General features: G+C 36.1%; 14 protein-coding genes. 10 read left to right on the top strand and 4 right to left on the bottom strand.

What is annotated here, in order from left to right; genetic code table 11:
* The first annotated feature begins 27 nt into the window (after positions 1-27).
* A complete protein-coding gene (locus H9632_RS04385; protein WP_191702887.1) occupies positions 28-417 on the top strand; it encodes an FxsA family protein in 390 nt (129 codons plus the stop codon).
* On the opposite strand, the gene H9632_RS04380 is transcribed toward H9632_RS04385, so the two are convergent.
* Positions 401-1,369: an AI-2E family transporter gene (locus H9632_RS04380; protein ID WP_191702886.1), complete on the bottom strand. Its 969-nt coding sequence runs from the start codon at positions 1,367-1,369 to the stop codon at positions 401-403. The genes H9632_RS04385 and H9632_RS04380 overlap by 17 nt on opposite strands.
* Positions 1,370-1,630: 261 nt before the next feature.
* Between H9632_RS04380 and citZ the strand changes: the two genes are divergently transcribed.
* From citZ to mdh, 3 genes are all read left to right on the top strand, one after another.
* The gene (gene citZ, locus H9632_RS04375) at positions 1,631-2,746 is read left to right on the top strand and encodes a citrate synthase (RefSeq protein WP_191702885.1); all 1,116 of its coding nucleotides are present in this window, start codon (positions 1,631-1,633) and stop codon (positions 2,744-2,746) included.
* Positions 2,747-2,825: 79 nt separating this feature from the next.
* Positions 2,826-4,088: an NADP-dependent isocitrate dehydrogenase gene (gene icd / locus H9632_RS04370; protein ID WP_191702884.1), complete on the top strand. Its 1,263-nt coding sequence runs from the start codon at positions 2,826-2,828 to the stop codon at positions 4,086-4,088.
* 227 nt (positions 4,089-4,315) lie between these two features.
* Positions 4,316-5,254: a malate dehydrogenase gene (gene mdh, locus H9632_RS04365; RefSeq protein WP_191702883.1), complete on the top strand. Its 939-nt coding sequence runs from the start codon at positions 4,316-4,318 to the stop codon at positions 5,252-5,254.
* A gap of 59 nt (positions 5,255-5,313) precedes the next feature.
* Here mdh and H9632_RS04360 read toward each other — a convergent pair whose 3' ends face one another.
* The 3 genes from H9632_RS04360 to H9632_RS04350 are packed head-to-tail and all read right to left on the bottom strand — an operon-like array spanning position 5,314 to position 7,809.
* Positions 5,314-6,078, bottom strand: coding sequence for an ABC transporter permease subunit (locus H9632_RS04360; protein ID WP_191702882.1), 765 nt, complete (start codon positions 6,076-6,078; stop codon positions 5,314-5,316).
* Between the two features lie 11 nt (positions 6,079-6,089).
* Positions 6,090-7,028 carry a sulfonate ABC transporter substrate-binding protein gene (locus tag H9632_RS04355; protein ID WP_191702881.1) on the bottom strand — a complete coding sequence of 313 codons (939 nt, stop codon included), beginning with the start codon at positions 7,026-7,028 and terminating at the stop codon, positions 6,090-6,092.
* Between the two features lie 13 nt (positions 7,029-7,041).
* On the bottom strand, positions 7,042-7,809 hold the full coding sequence (locus H9632_RS04350; protein WP_191702880.1) for an ATP-binding cassette domain-containing protein: 768 nt from the start codon (positions 7,807-7,809) through the stop codon (positions 7,042-7,044).
* Positions 7,810-8,160: 351 nt separating this feature from the next.
* Between H9632_RS04350 and H9632_RS04345 the strand changes: the two genes are divergently transcribed.
* The 6 genes from H9632_RS04345 (at position 8,161) to polA (ending at position 16,096) form a co-directional block, all read left to right on the top strand.
* Positions 8,161-8,871: a response regulator transcription factor gene (locus H9632_RS04345; RefSeq protein WP_191702879.1), complete on the top strand. Its 711-nt coding sequence runs from the start codon at positions 8,161-8,163 to the stop codon at positions 8,869-8,871.
* Positions 8,871-10,409, top strand: a complete 1,539-nt coding sequence (pnpS, locus tag H9632_RS04340) for a two-component system histidine kinase PnpS (protein WP_191702878.1) — start codon at positions 8,871-8,873, stop codon at positions 10,407-10,409. Before H9632_RS04345 ends, pnpS begins: the two co-directional genes overlap by 1 nt.
* Positions 10,410-10,662: 253 nt before the next feature.
* Positions 10,663-11,637 carry an FtsH protease activity modulator HflK gene (gene hflK / locus H9632_RS04335; protein ID WP_191702877.1) on the top strand — a complete coding sequence of 325 codons (975 nt, stop codon included), beginning with the start codon at positions 10,663-10,665 and terminating at the stop codon, positions 11,635-11,637.
* Positions 11,637-12,710, top strand: a complete 1,074-nt coding sequence (gene hflC, locus H9632_RS04330) for a protease modulator HflC (RefSeq protein ID WP_191702876.1) — start codon at positions 11,637-11,639, stop codon at positions 12,708-12,710. The genes hflK and hflC overlap by 1 nt, the downstream gene beginning before the upstream one ends.
* 167 nt (positions 12,711-12,877) lie before the next feature.
* Complete coding sequence (locus H9632_RS04325; RefSeq protein WP_191702875.1) at positions 12,878-13,315, top strand: DNA polymerase I; 438 nt, start codon at positions 12,878-12,880, stop codon at positions 13,313-13,315.
* Between the two features lie 150 nt (positions 13,316-13,465).
* On the top strand, positions 13,466-16,096 hold the full coding sequence (polA, locus tag H9632_RS04320) for a DNA polymerase I (RefSeq protein WP_191702874.1): 2,631 nt from the start codon (positions 13,466-13,468) through the stop codon (positions 16,094-16,096).
* Positions 16,097-16,102: the final 6 nt, after the last annotated feature.

Raw genomic sequence — 16,102 nt, 5'->3', positions numbered from 1 at the left:
TTAAATAGAAGAAGAGGGGGCTATTTTGTGAGAAAATTTTTATTTGGATTACTTGCACTCGTAATCGCTGAAATTGCCTTATTTATCGTAATTGGTAAAGCAATCGGTGTTTTATATACTTTACTATTGATCATTTCCACATCTGTAGTTGGGCTGCTTATTGCAAAACAACGTGGGACAAAATCCGTACAGGATATTCAGAAAAGTTTGCAGCAAGGACAACCTCCTGCTGTTGCAATGATTGAAACATTCATGATTTTTATTGGTGGAGCTTTATTAGCGTTACCAGGCTTTATTACAGATATTATCGGGTTGTTTTTCGTATTGGGAGTTACACGTAATTTATTTAAACCAGTTGTTTTTTACTTTTTACGCAAAAGAATGAAAAAAGGACAGGTTGTCATCTTGCAAAGGTAGGATGTTGCTTTAATTTAATCGCAACCATCAAAAGTATTGGGCTGACGATAATTCCATAAAAACCAAATAATAAAACTGAGGCAGCGCTGATTAAAAAGGTGTGGATCATACGTAGATGCAATGTATGGGACCAAAGCATCGATTCAGTTAGCTGTCTTATTGTTTGTACAATAAAGTAAATGCCTAAAATAGTTGCTCCCATAAGTGGATTGCTGATAATAAAATAATAGATGGCGACTGGTATTAAAAAAATACCGATTCCTAAAAAAGGCAAGCAGTCTGCTACAGCAATTAAAAATGCTTTTATAATAAATGATTCAAAATTTAAAAAGTAAAATGAACCACAAAGAAGCAAAAATGTCATAGTAAATAACTGTAATTCCACAACGATAAAGCTTCCAATAAGCTCCATGCCTTTTTGGAAATACCGTGACCAGGCATCCCGATATGCTTTAGGGATATAAGCAAAAAACCATAGCCTGTTTTTATAGCTTTCAAATAAGGCAAAATAAAATGTTACTACGAATATAAAAAATTCAAACAACGATTGAAAACTGTTTTTCAGCATAGTAACAATTAAAAATAAAAATTCATTTAAAAAATTTTGAAGTTTTTCTATGATAAATGGAAGCAGAGGATGCTTAATATAATTGTCTTCCAAAGATAGAAGTGTTGATTGTATTAGAGGCAGTAAGGTTATGAAGCTATGAATTAGTAACAGGATAATCGATACTACTACTGCAAATATAAAAACAGATAAAATAATTACAACAAGAAAAAACGGAAGTTTAAATTGTTCTTTAAAAAAAATGAAAACAGGATATAATAAATAAGCAAAAAATAGTCCGAAAATTATAGGCGGTATGAAATAAAAAAGGACAAAATAAAGTAGAAGAATGATAATATTCCTACTTTTTACTAGCAATTGATTTGTTTTATTTGTATAATCCACATATACCACTCCTAAATTATGCCATATATATCTCGTTGTTAACGATAAATTCTCTTTCGGACGCTAAATCTATCATCTATGCTATTTTTTCTTAAAATCCGAGTAATTCATTCACAAAGCCGTCAAAATTTATTATAATAAAATATGTAAGCGATTTACTTATAGGTTCAACTGAGCAGAACAATATGAGTGTGCCTCTTTTTAATAGACTGAAAAGAAAGCACTTACAAAATTAATTTATTAAGTGAAGGAGCGATTTTTATGTCAGCAACTAAAGGTTTAGAAGGTATCGTAGCAGCAGAATCAAAAATTTCTTCAATTATCGATGATACACTTACATACGTAGGTTATGGAATCGACGATCTTACTAACAATGCAACTTTTGAAGAAGTAGTATTCTTATTATGGAACACACGTTTACCGAACGCTGAAGAATTAGCTAACTTAAAACAAGAATTAGCTAACAACATGGATATCCCGGCGGCAATTACAGATTTATTCAAATCTATGCCTTTAAACACAGTACACCCAATGGCTGCATTACGTACAGCTGTATCAATGCTTGGCGCATTTGATGAAGAAGCAGATGTTATGGATGCGGAAGCTAACTACCGTAAAGCAATCCGTTTACAAGCGAAAATTGGTACAGTAGTAACTACTTTTGCACGTGTACGTCAAGGTAAAGAACCAGTTGCTCCAAAACCTGAATTAGGTTATGCAGCAAACTTCTTATATATGTTAACTGGTGAAGAGCCAGAAGCAATCGCAATTGAAGCATTCGATAAAGCGTTAATTTTACACGCTGACCACGAATTAAATGCTTCTACATTCACAGCTCGTGTATGTGTTGCTACATTATCTGATGTTTATTCAGGTGTAACTTCAGCTATCGGCGCATTAAAAGGTCCATTACATGGCGGTGCGAACGAGCAAGTTATGAAAATGTTAACTGAAATCGGTTCTATCGATAAAGTTGAAGCTTGGGTACAAAACAAATTAGATAACAAAGAAAAAATCATGGGCTTCGGTCACCGTGTATACCGTGGTGGAGACCCACGTGCACCTCACTTACGTGTAATGTCTGAAAAGTTAACTAAATTAACTGGTAAACCAGAGTTATATGATATGTCAGTTAAGATTCACGATATGATTGTTGAACAAAAGAAATTACCTGCAAACGTAGATTTCTTCTCAGCATCAGTATATGATTCTTTAGGTATCGAGCATGACTTATTCACTCCAATCTTTGCAGTTTCTCGTACTTCAGGTTGGGTAGCGCACATTTTAGAACAGTATGCAAACAACCGCTTAATCCGTCCTCGTGCGGAATATGTTGGTCCAGATATGCAAAAATACGTACCAATTAACGAGCGCTAATTAAAAAAGTATGTTAAAATATCTAGGACTGTGAATTGACACAGTCCTAGATTTATGATTATTAGGAGGCAAATTTCCAATGACTAACAAAATCGTAGTAGAAAACGGTTCTTTAATCGTTCCAAACAATCCAGTAATCCCTTTCATCGAGGGTGACGGTATCGGTCCAGATATCTGGGCAGCAGCATCTCGTGTAATCGACGCAGCTGTAGAAAAAGCTTATAACGGTGAAAAGAAAATTGAATGGTTAGAAGTTTTAGCTGGTGAAAAAGCATTCAACCAAACTGGTGAATGGTTACCAAAAGAAACTCTAGAAAAAATTAACGAATACTTAATCGCTATTAAAGGTCCTTTAACAACTCCAATCGGTGGCGGTATCCGTTCACTTAACGTAGCTTTACGTCAAGAGTTAGACCTATATGTATGCTTACGTCCAGTACGTCACTTTGACGGTGTACCTTCACCAGTTAAACGTCCAGAAGACGTAAACATGGTAATCTTCCGTGAAAACACTGAAGATATCTATGCTGGTATCGAGTACAAAGCTGGTTCTGACGAGCAAAAGAAATTATTAGCATTCTTACAAAACGAACTAGGTGTTAAAAACATCCGTTTCCCAGAAACTTCTGGTTTAGGTATCAAACCTGTATCTAAAGAAGGTACTGAGCGTTTAGTACGTTCTGCTATCGAGTATGCTATTCAACATAACAAACCATCTGTTACTTTAGTACACAAAGGTAACATCATGAAGTTCACTGAAGGTGGATTCAAACAATGGGGTTACGATGTTGCTGAAGCTGAATTCGGCGATAAAGTATTCACTTGGAACCAATACGATGCAATCAAAGCTGAGCAAGGTGAAGCTGCTGCTAACGAAGCACAAACTGCTGCATTAGCTGCTGGTAAAATCTTAATTAAAGATTCTATCGCTGATATCTTCTTACAACAAATTTTAACTCGTCCAAATGAGTTCGACGTAGTAGCTACTATGAACTTAAATGGTGACTACATCTCTGACGCATTAGCTGCTCAAGTTGGTGGTATTGGTATCGCTCCAGGTGCTAACATTAACTACTTAACTGGTCACGCTATCTTCGAAGCTACTCATGGTACTGCTCCTAAGTATGCTGGACAAGATAAAGTAAACCCATCTTCAGTATTATTATCAGGCGTATTAATGCTTGAGCACTTAGGATGGCAAGAAGCTGCGGACTTAATTACAAATTCTGTAGAGAAAACAATCTCTTCTAAGTATGTAACTTATGACTTCGCACGTTTAATGGATGGCGCTACAGAAGTTAAATGTTCTGAATTCGCTACAAAATTAATCGAAAACTTCTAATTTAAAGCTTAATTTTTTGCCTTTATATGTGAAATTGTGAACAAATTGTTTAGTAATGAATAATATTATATTTATAATTTCGGATTTATAGAGGGAAATATTGACTTTATAAGTTATTCGTTCCAAAATAAATAGTAGTTACAAAAGGGAGAGAGCATTATGTTTTCTCCCTTTTTTGTACATATTTTTATGATGCTAAGATTATTATTCTAAAGGAGCGATTCATAATGACACTTAAACGTAAAAAGATCTCAGTAATTGGTAGTGGCTTTACCGGTGCAACAGCGGCATTTCTAGCTGCACAAAAAGAATTGGGCGACATTGTAATAGTAGACCTTCCAGCAGCTGAAAATCCGACTAAAGGAAAAGCATTAGATATGTGGGAAGCAGCACCTGTTCAAGGCTTTGACTCCTATGTAAATGGTACATCATCTTATGAAGATACTGCTAACTCGGATATCGTATTAGTTACTGCAGGTGTTGCACGTAAGCCAGGTATGAGTCGCGACGACTTAGTTCAAATTAATCAAGGTGTAATGAAAACTGTAGCAAAGGAAATTTCCTGCACTTCTCCAAATGCAATTATTATCGTCTTAACGAATCCTGTAGATGCGATGACTTATACAGTATTTAAAGAATCAGGATTCCCGAAAAATCGTGTCATCGGTCAATCGGGTGTATTGGACACGGCTCGTTTCCGCGCGTTCATTGCAGAAGAATTAAATGTTTCGGTAAAAGACATTTCGGCTTTAGTATTAGGTGGTCATGGTGACACGATGGTACCTTTAACACGATATGCATCCGTTGGCGGAGTACCTTTACAAAGCTTAATTCCTGCAGAACGTTTAGAGGAAATTGTGCAACGTACCCGTGTAGGCGGCGGTGAAATTGTTAATCTTCTAGGGAATGGTTCAGCTTATTATGCACCCGCTGCGGCAATGGTAGAAATGGCGGAAGCGATAATAAAGGATCAAAAACGTGTATTACCGGCAATTGCTTATTTAGAAGGTGAATACGGTTATACTGGAATTTATCTAGGCGTACCTACATTGTTAGGTGCAGGTGGAATTGAAAAAATTTATGAGCTAGAGCTGACAGACAATGAAAAAGCAGCATTAGATCATTCTGCGCATGCAGTTGAAGACGTTATGAAGGCATTGAAATAGTATAAAATAAAAAGGGCTTTTCGGTTTTTACACCGAAGCCCTTAATTTTGTTTATTGGTTTATTGATAAACCGGATTCCATTTTAATAATTTTTTCTCTAATAATTTTGCAATAGAATCCGCAATTTTACCTAAAATAGCATATAAAATAATCGCCAACACGACAATATCAAGTTGCATATATTCCCGCGCATTCATTGACATATAGCCGATACCAGAACTTGCCGCTACGGTTTCTGCAACAATTAAAGTAAGCCACATTATTCCTAAAGAATATCGAATACCGACCAATATCGATGGCATAGCTCCTAAAATAATTACTTTAAAAAAGAGCTTGAACTTTGATAGATTATAAATTTTCCCCATTTCGATTAACCTCGGATCAACATTACGGATGCCGTGATACGTATTGACATAAATCGGAAAGAATACACTGATTGCCACTAAAAAGATTTTCCCTTCCTCTCCTACTCCAAACCAAATAATAACCAATGGAATGAGTGCCAAATTAGGGATATTCCGCAGCATTTGAATAGTTGTATCTAAATATCGCTGTGCGAATGGAACAATTCCATTTAAAATACCGATAACAAAAGCGATACTACCGCCTATAAGGAACCCTATTAAAGCACGCGTTGTACTAATTTGAAGATGTTCAAACAGTACCCCAGAAACTGCTTGTTCATAACCTGCTTTTACTACATCAGAAGGGGCAGGTAATATTGTGTTTGCAAGGATACCTGTTTTATTTGATACTTCCCATATGACAACAATCAAAATAGGAATTATCCAGGGCTCAAGCAAATGAATCCATTTTTTCTTCATTTTCTCACCTCTTATGGTTTCCAAATATAGTTTTCGATATTTTCTACAAGGTTAGTCGTTAATTCAATATCGTAAAGATCTTCGTTTAACCTCTGCAAATCTGCCTGTGCGGACTCATCTAGATAGGTTGCAACTGAAGAACGGCGTCCAAGGCTTGTTGACCAAATATCTGCTGAAATACCTGTATTTTCTTCAAGTATAGAGGCTGCCTCACTTGAATCCGTATCAATAGCTTCGCCGACTTTTGCTAGCTCCTCAACATAAGCAATGACTGCATCTTCGTTGGATTTGATAAATTTTTCTGATGCATAGTAGAAACTGCGATGCTCCACAATTCCCTCTGCTGTAGTTAATATTTTATTGCCTTTACTTTCTGAAACTGTCATATACGGGTCCCAAATAGCCCAAGCATCAACATCGCCATTTTCAAACGCAATATTCGCATCAGCAGGGCTTAAAATTACTGATTGTACATCATCCAGTGTTAAGTTAACGGTTGCTAGTGCGGAAACTAATAAATATTCAGAGATTGAGGCTTTATTATAAGCAATCTTTTTTCCTTTTAATTGTTCTATAGACTGGATGGCGTCATTATTTTTAACTAAAATCCCTTCCATTTGAGGAGATGAATTTTCGGCTGCTATGTATTTGAAATTCATCCCTTTTGATAATGCCATTACAGAAGGAGCATCACTTGCATTTGCAAAATCGATGGCACCAGAGTTTAATGCCTCGAGTATTGAACTGCCGGTATTAAATTCTGACCATTCAACTGAATAACCTAATTCTTTTAAACGAGATTCAAGATCGCCGTTCGCTTTTAATAGCAATGTTGTGCCGTTTTTTTGGTAGCCGATTCGAACCTTTTTATTTTCCGCATTCGATGAGGAGCATCCAACCAAAATAATTGATAAAGTTAAGACCAAAAAGATTGAGAATAATTTTTTCACTTGTAATACCTCCTTAAATAATCGCTTGTAATTCTTTTGGTTTAGTTGATTTTTCGTTTTGTTGACCTAATAGATGCTGAAGCAGAATTTCCTCTAGCTCCGCAAACTTAGGATTTGAACGTGTTCTTGGACGGGGGAGTTTTACTGGTAAGTCCAATGCCAAATTCCCGTCTTCTATTAAAATAATTCGATCTGCCAATGTAATCGCTTCTGCAACATCATGTGTAACGAGCAAGGACGTATATTTTTGGTTTAACCATAATTCTTCAATTAAATTTTGCATTTCCAGTCGGGTCAGTGCATCCAATGCACCAAGCGGCTCATCCAATAATAAAAGTCTTGGCTTGGCGCTGAGTGCTCGGGCTAATGCAACACGTTGCTTTTGACCACCTGACAGCACATGAGGCCATTCGTTCGCGCGGTCCTTTAAACCTACTTGGTCGAGTGCTTTTAATGCGAGCGGTTGCCAATTCTTTATTAACTTTGTCCCTACCCCCACATTTTCCAAAACTGACAGCCACGGAAGTAATCGATCTTCCTGAAACATTACACGAACGCCTGAAAAGTCTTCCTGTTGAATACCGTCCTTTAAAGATTCACCATCTGTTTTTTGTTCCAAGTTCGCGATAATACGGAGAAGCGTACTTTTTCCGCATCCGCTTTTCCCAACGATTGCAACGAATTGTCCGGCTGGGATTATTAAATTAATGCCTTTCAACACTTCATTTTTACCGAAACGTTTCGTTAAATTTACTAACTCAATATTGATTCCATTTGTCATGGAAGCACCTACTTTCTATTGTTATATTTAACATATTGAAATACTAGGAATTAATATTAAAAAATTTATATGCGTTTTTTCTTTAACATATAAATAATTTTCTAAATGTTAACACAATAATAAATATTCGGTCAATAATAAATATTATTTTTCCTATTGAAATAATGGGTATTAGAAATTCTTCTCAGTTAAATGGTGTTGACACAGATGAATAATTGTACTTTTCAAAAAAAGTTGATACTATGAAGATAGTGCTTTAATCAGTACATATTTATAGAAATAGTTGATAGTCAACCACTTGGAAAATTGATTTTGAGATGGGGGTTTCAAATCGATTTGGAGGAACTTAACATGGTTAAAACGGTTTTAGTAGTAGAAGATGAAATGCCAATCGCAACATTATTGAAGTATAATTTGGAGCAAGCTGGCTTTGAAGTTCTTTTAGCACATGATGGCCAGGTAGGTCTAGATACCGCAGTTCAGCAATCACCAGACTTAATATTACTGGATTTAATGTTGCCGAAACTGGATGGTGTGGAAGTATGTAAAGAATTACGTCGTTTACGCATAAATATACCGATTATTATGTTGACAGCAAGAGATGATGAATTCGACAAAGTATTAGGTCTAGAGCTAGGTGCAGATGACTACATGACAAAACCATTTAGCCCTCGAGAAGTAATCGCACGTGTTAAAGCAGTATTGAGACGTTTTTCAGGACCGGTTGTGGAAGAGACAATAGAGACTAATGAAGTCGTATATTCATTTGGCAATTTAAAAGTCTTCCCGGAGCGATTTGAAGCATTTATTGATGAAGATTCTTTAGAATTTACACCGAAAGAATTTGAATTACTAGTATACTTACTTGAAAATAAAAATCGTGTATTAACACGTGATCAATTACTAAGTGCAGTTTGGAACTATGATTTTGCAGGAGATACAAGAATCGTAGACGTCCATATTAGCCATCTTCGAGATAAAATTGAAGAAAATAGTCGTAAACCACTTTATATTAAAACAATCCGTGGTTTAGGATATAAATTTGAGGAGCCAAAAAAATAATGAACGGAATGAAAAATCGTTTGTTTTATTCGTTTATTTTTGTTATTGGATCAAGTTTAGCTGTTCTAGGGCTGTTCATAGGGCAGCTTTTTCCTTTTTTTATTGGTGAATATATTAACGAAGCGACAAATGTTTCAGAATACAAATTTAAACAGGTAGTTGAGGAACAACAGATTGAGCTGACTACCGCCCAAAAGGAAGCTCTTCTAAATGCCTCTATGATTGATGTTGAGGCAGACTCTTTAAAAGATATTAAACAGAAAATGTATGTACTTATAACGGCATTGTTATTAGGTGGATTTATTATAACCGGAATTATGGCTCATCGTGTCGCCAATAATTTTATAACCCCGATTGTTAATATTACTAAGACGGCAAGAGAGTTATCCAAAGGCAACTATCGTGCGCGAGCTTTTGCGAATGGGCCAAGAACAATTGTGGAATTACGAAACTCAATTAATATTTTAGCTCGCAATTTACAAGATATAACAAAGACGCGAGCCATCGAGGAAGAACGTTTAAAAACATTAATTGAAAATATGGGTAGTGCGCTAATGATGATAGACCGTGAAGGGAACATTTCTATTGTTAATAAAAAGTTCCAAACACTTTTCGAGCTTCCAAAAGAACAGCTTATTGGTAAGAACTTCATGATGTTAGGATTACCTAAGGAGCTGGAGCAGTTTATCGACCATGTGTTTTTAACGGAACTGCCATATCGTCAGCAGCTCGTAATGGAAATTGCTGCCGAAGAATATTATGAGCAAGTATATGGGGCACCGGTAGTAGGGGAACACGGTCGTTGGCTAGGGGTCGTAATTGTCATGCATGATGTAAGTGAGCTTGTAAGATTGGAGCAGATTAGAAAAGATTTTGTAGCGAACGTATCGCATGAGCTGCGTACACCAATTACATCGATTAAAGGTTTTTCGGAGACCCTTCTTGACGGAGCCTTTAAAGATGAGCAAATGCTGCTTTCGTTCTTGAATATCATTTATGACGAAAGTAACAGAATTCAAGTACTTGTTAATGATTTACTGGAACTTTCCAAAATTGAGCGCCACGGCTTTACGCTTGATGTGACCCCAACAAAGCTTCAGGATATTCTAGTGCGGGTAGTTGATTTAACGAGTTCACAGCTGGAAAGCAAAAATATGCAATTTGATGTGAAAATTGAGCAGGATGCGGTTATTTTAGGTGACGTTAATCGATTAATGCAGATTTTCACGAATTTAATTAATAATGCGATTGCATACTCAAAAGAAGGGACTACCGTTACATTATGTATTAGTGCGAATGAACAATACGGGATATTTGAAGTAAAGGACGAAGGAATCGGGATTGAAAAAGCTGAGATTTCACGTATTTTTGAACGCTTTTACAGGGTGGATCGTGCACGTAGCCGGAATTCTGGAGGTACAGGACTTGGTTTATCCATTGTGAAGCATTTAATTGAAGCTCATCAAGGGAAAATTCAGGTAGCAAGTGAGATTGGAAAAGGTACAAGTATTAAAGTGTTTTTACCGTTGAATCGCTAAAGCTTAACAGTAGCTTTACAAAAATATTATATAGCCTTTATATTGGGGTGATATATTTTTTATAGAAACCCCCGTTTCAAAAAAAAGGTAATACACCTAAATGGTAAACACGACCGTGCAAAGAGCTATGCGTTTTTTGCATGGTTTTTTTGTGTTTCACTATACTTCACATGTTTCTAAAAATATTTGAAACTTTTACAATAGATGGTGCGTAGAATAAAAGGAAAATTAAAAAAGCGGGAGGTTCTTTACGATGAGTGTAAAAAGAACATTATTATGGGTAGCGCTTATCTTGTTTGCCATAGTGGCAATTATAGCTGTTACGACATCGTGGTATACGGTGGATGAATCGGAGCAAGCGGTTGTAGTTACATTTGGTCAGGCAGATGAGACGATTCAGGATTCAGGGCTGCATTTCAAATTACCATGGCCAATTCAATCTGTTGAAAAGTTATCAAAAGAAACATATAGTCTGCAGTTTGGCTACAAGCAAAATCCTGATGGAACGGTAGAAGCATTTGATAAAGAAACAAAAATGATTACAGGTGATGAGTATATTGTATTAACAGATTTAGTTGTACAATGGCGAATTGTTGAACCGAAAAAATATTTATTCAGTTCGCAGGAGCCACGAACGGTTTTACATAATGCGACGTCAAGTGCAATTCGTTCAATCATTGGTAGCTCTACAATCGACCAGGCATTAACGGATGGAAAAGCAGATATTGAAGCTGAAACACGTGAATTACTTGTCTCGTTAATCGAGAAATATGATATCGGTATAGGTGTTGTAGGCGTTAAGCTACAGGATGTAGAAGTACCAAATCAAGAGGTACGTGCAGCATTTACGGATGTTACAGATGCGCGTGAGATGAAAAACACAAAAATTAATGAAGCGGAAAAATATAAGAACCAACGTATAAGCGAAGCAGTTGGTGAAGTTGCTGCAATAAAATCAAGAGCTGAAGGTGAGAAAGAATCACGTATTCAGCAAGCTACAGGGGAGGTTGCATTATTTAATCAGCTGTATGAAGAATACCGTTTAAATAAAGCGATTACTCGAGAGCGTTTAGTACTGGAAACGTTGGAAGCTGTATTACCAAATGCACAAATCTATATCATGAACGATGATGGAAGCGGTACAATGAAATACTTACCACTTCAGCCAATGCAACAAAATAGTTCTTCTACTCCTACAGAAGAGAAGAAAGAAGGGGGCAATAACTGATGAGCAACAACAAAAATAATTTCGAAGGCGATTTAGATGAATTTGTAAAAAAATTATTTGGAAACAAAAAAGATTCGAAAACGGTGAAGGAAACTACACCAAAAAACGAAGAGAATCTAAATGCCAGTAACAGTGACCATTCTTCAAATAAAGGGCCGACACCTATCAAGAAGACGAAAAAGCCCCTTAACATAAAGCAGTGGGTAACATCAGCGATTATTTTAACAGTGGTATTTGCAACATTAATCGTAGTACTAGCAAATTTATATGTAGTAAAAGAAAATGAATATAAGGTTGTTCGTCAATTTGGTGAAGTCGTGAAATACGAAAGTGAACCTGGGCTTCATATGAAAATTCCATTTATCCAAAGTGTGACAACATTACCGAGCAATTTAATGACACATGATATGACGGAAGAAGAAATTAGTACGAAAGATAAAAAGCGAATTATTATCGATAATTATACAATTTGGCGTGTTACTGATCCAAAGGCATTAATTTCAAATGCTGGTCAATTATTAAATGCGGAAAATCGTATGGAAGAGCTTATTTATTCGGCGCTACGAACAGAGTTTGGTCAAACGGACTATGGCGATATTATTAATGAAAAAACTTCAGAGCGAGGTAGTATTAACGATCGTGTAACGCAACGTGTCAATGAATTAATTACTTCATCAAACTTTGGGATTGAAGTAATCGATGTTCGTATTCGCCGTACAGATTTACCGGAAGAAAACGAACAATCTGTATATACACGAATGATATCAGAGCGACAATCAATTGCACAAAAGTATCTTTCTGAAGGGGACGCTGCAAAACAAAGCGGTGATGCAAAGACTGACCAGGAAGTTCAAGTTATGTTGGCGACAGCAAATAAAGAAGCAGCAGTAATTCGATCAGAAGGTGAAGCAGAAGCAGCTCAAATTTATAACGCAGCCTATTCGAAAGATCCTGAGTTTTATAGTTTATTCAGAACATTAGAATCGTACAAGAAAACAATTGGTGATGAGACAATGATTATTATTCCGTCAGACTCACCATATGCCAAATTATTATCAGGTCAATTAGAATAAAAGGTAAGATTAGCTATTTAGAATGTGAACTCTTTCTAAATAGCTTTTTTTATTGCAAAAAAAGCTATTTTACAATATTTACCTTCACTGAAAATTTGAATTATATTATTTAAAATTATTATTTTATTGTTATAATAAGTGAGTAATATAATTAAGGGGGATCAAATTTGAGTAGAAAAATACAAAATAGTTTACTTGCTTTCATTATGGCAACATCTGTGACAGCACTATTTTATCAAACGAACTTAAGTTTCATGAAAGTGGAAATTTATCATATACCTGTGTTATTTATTGTGATTTTGTTATTGAGTGCCTTTATAGCAGAAGATGTTCGTAATTCGTTTAAAAAAGTACTATGGTTTGAAAAACGTGAAGATAAGCGTCCGATTTGGCAGGTTGGAGTAGGAATGATTTTTTACTTTGCGCAAATTGGTTTTGTTGAAGTATTTGCACGTGGATTAATGCAATACGATTTAGGTGGTATGCCAATGTATATCATCATTCCATTTTTAAATGCATTTTTACTAACAGTAATATTTGAAGAAATATTCTATGAGGAAAAACGAGATGTTGTAGAGAATTATAAATTTAAAAAGTTAAAGTAATGATTGCTCCTTAATTTTAAGGGGCTTTTTTTGTTGGTTTGTTGCTTAAAAAATCTTGTTAATTCCTCATTAAATATTGGCAATTCGGATGAACAATCGCTAAAGTAGAAAGAGAACATATAATCGTACCAAACTGATGGAGGAACTTGAATGACAAAACAAAAATTACTTTTACTAGATGGCAACTCATTAGCATATCGTGCCTTTTTTGCATTACCGTTACTAACGAATGATAGTGGTATTCATACAAACGCAACTTACGGGTTTACGACAATGCTGCAAAAAATTATCGGTGAGGAAAATCCAACGCAAATGCTCGTTGCTTTTGATGCAGGGAAAACAACTTTCCGTCACAAATCATTTGATGAATATAAAGGCGGTCGCCAAAAAACACCACCTGAGCTATCAGAACAATTTCCCTATATTCGTAAACTGATCGATGCGTATAATATTAAACGCTACGAGCTTGAAATGTATGAAGCGGATGATATTATCGGAACTTTGGCGAAGCAAGCTGCAGGGCAGGGAATAGAAGTAATTGTTGTTTCCGGAGATAAAGACTTAACTCAGCTCGCTACTGATGATGTAACAGTTTATATCACACGTAAAGGGATTACGGATATCGAAAAGTATACTCCAGAACATATAGAAGAAAAGTACGGATTAACGCCCAATCAGATTATTGATATGAAAGGGCTTATGGGTGACCAATCCGATAATATTCCCGGTGTACCTGGTGTTGGAGAAAAGACAGCCATTAAATTGTTAAAAGAGCATGGCTCAATTGAAAAGATATATGAAGCAATCGATTCTTTGAAAGCTTCAAAAATGAAAGAGAAGCTTGTTGATAATGAAGAAATGGCTCATTTATCGAAAAAGCTGGCTACGATTCATACAGAAGTACCGTTAACAATTACGCTTGATGAATTGGCTTACGCTGGTCCAAACGAAGAAGCACTTATGGGAGTTTGGCAGGAACTTGGTTTTAAATCATTAATTGAGAAAAGCGATTTTGAAACAGAACAGGTGGAGCAGGTCGAATTAAAGTACGAAATGGTGTCTTTGATTACAAAGGACATGCTGAAAAATACAATGGCAATTCATCTAGAGTTGGAAAATGAGCATTACCATAGTTGTGAGGCAATTGGCTTTGCCATGACAGATGGAGAAAATACATTCTATTCAACGATTGAAAACGTAGCAGAAAATGAAGACTTAAAAGCATGGCTAAATGATGAGACAAAGAAAAAATATATAGCCGATAGTAAAGCAACACAGGCTATGCTCCATCGTTTAGGTATTGAGTTAAAAGGTGTGGAGTTTGATTTATTGTTAGCTTCCTATATTTTAAAGCCTTCCATTTCAGGTGATGATGTAGCAACACTGGCGAAAGAATTTGGCTATACTGCTGTTCAATCAAATGAAGCAGTATACGGAAAAGGGGCAAAATGGGTTGTACCCCACGCTGATAATGTGGCGGAACATGTAAGCAGAAAAGCAGTAGCCGTTTGGAGCCTGCAACCAGTTCTGGAACAAAAACTAAAAGATAATGAACAATTTGAGTTATATAAAGAGCTGGAGCTGCCGCTTGCCCATATTTTAGGTAAGATGGAGAGCGAAGGCATCACGGTAAATGTAGATACATTACATCAAATGGGGGACGATCTTAAAGCCAAACTTGAAATAATAGAAGCTTCAATTTATGAACTTGCTGGTGAGAAATTTAATATAAATTCCCCGAAACAGCTTGGTGTTATATTATTTGATAAATTAGGCCTTCCTGTTATTAAAAAAACAAAAACGGGTTATTCAACAGCAGCTGATGTACTGGAAAAGCTGCAGTCCGAACATGATATTGTAAAGCATATTTTGGAATATCGTACCCTTGCAAAACTGCAATCAACCTATATTGAAGGTTTGATAAAAGAGGTTAAGGAAGAGGATTCAAAAGTCCATACACGTTTCCAACAAGCATTAACTGCGACAGGGCGATTGAGTTCTACAAATCCAAATCTACAGAATATCCCTATTCGTTTGGAAGAAGGACGGAAAATCCGCCAAGCATTTGTGCCGTCAAAAAAAGACTGGGTATTATTTGCTGCTGACTATTCGCAAATCGAATTGCGGGTATTGGCACATATGTGCCAAGATGAAGTGCTTGTAGATGCGTTTAAGCAAGGCATGGATATTCATACCCGGACAGCAATGGATGTATTTGGAGTAAGTAATGCGGATGAAGTAACAAGCTTAATGCGTCGAACAGCAAAAGCTGTTAACTTCGGTATCGTATATGGAATCAGTGATTATGGTTTATCACAAAGCCTTGATATTACACGGAAGAAAGCAGCTATTTTTATTGAAAACTACTTACAAAGCTTCCCGGGTGTAAAATATTATATGGATTCTATTATTGCAGAGGCGAAGAAAACAGGGTTTGTTACTACGATTTTAAATCGCCGCCGCTACTTGCCGGACATTACAAGCTCGAATTTCAATTTAAGAAGCTTTGCGGAACGTACGGCGATGAATACCCCAATTCAAGGAAGTGCTGCAGACATTATTAAAAAAGCAATGATTGATATGAATACACGCCTTGAGCAAGAAGGATTAAAGGCTAAGCTATTATTACAAGTACACGATGAGCTGATATTTGAAGCACCAAAAGAAGAAATAGAAATTTTAGAGCGAATCGTACCAGAGGTTATGGAAAATGCAATCGAGCTAATTGTGCCGCTGAAAGTTGATTTTTCATATGGTCCAACATGGTACGATGCTAAATAAGGAGTA

This window comes from Solibacillus merdavium (genome assembly GCF_014836935.1).
In the GTDB taxonomy this organism is placed as follows: domain Bacteria; phylum Bacillota; class Bacilli; order Bacillales_A; family Planococcaceae; genus Solibacillus; species Solibacillus ferritrahens.
Note: the sequence above shows the minus strand (reverse complement) of the source record. Positions and strands in the feature narration are given on the sequence as shown.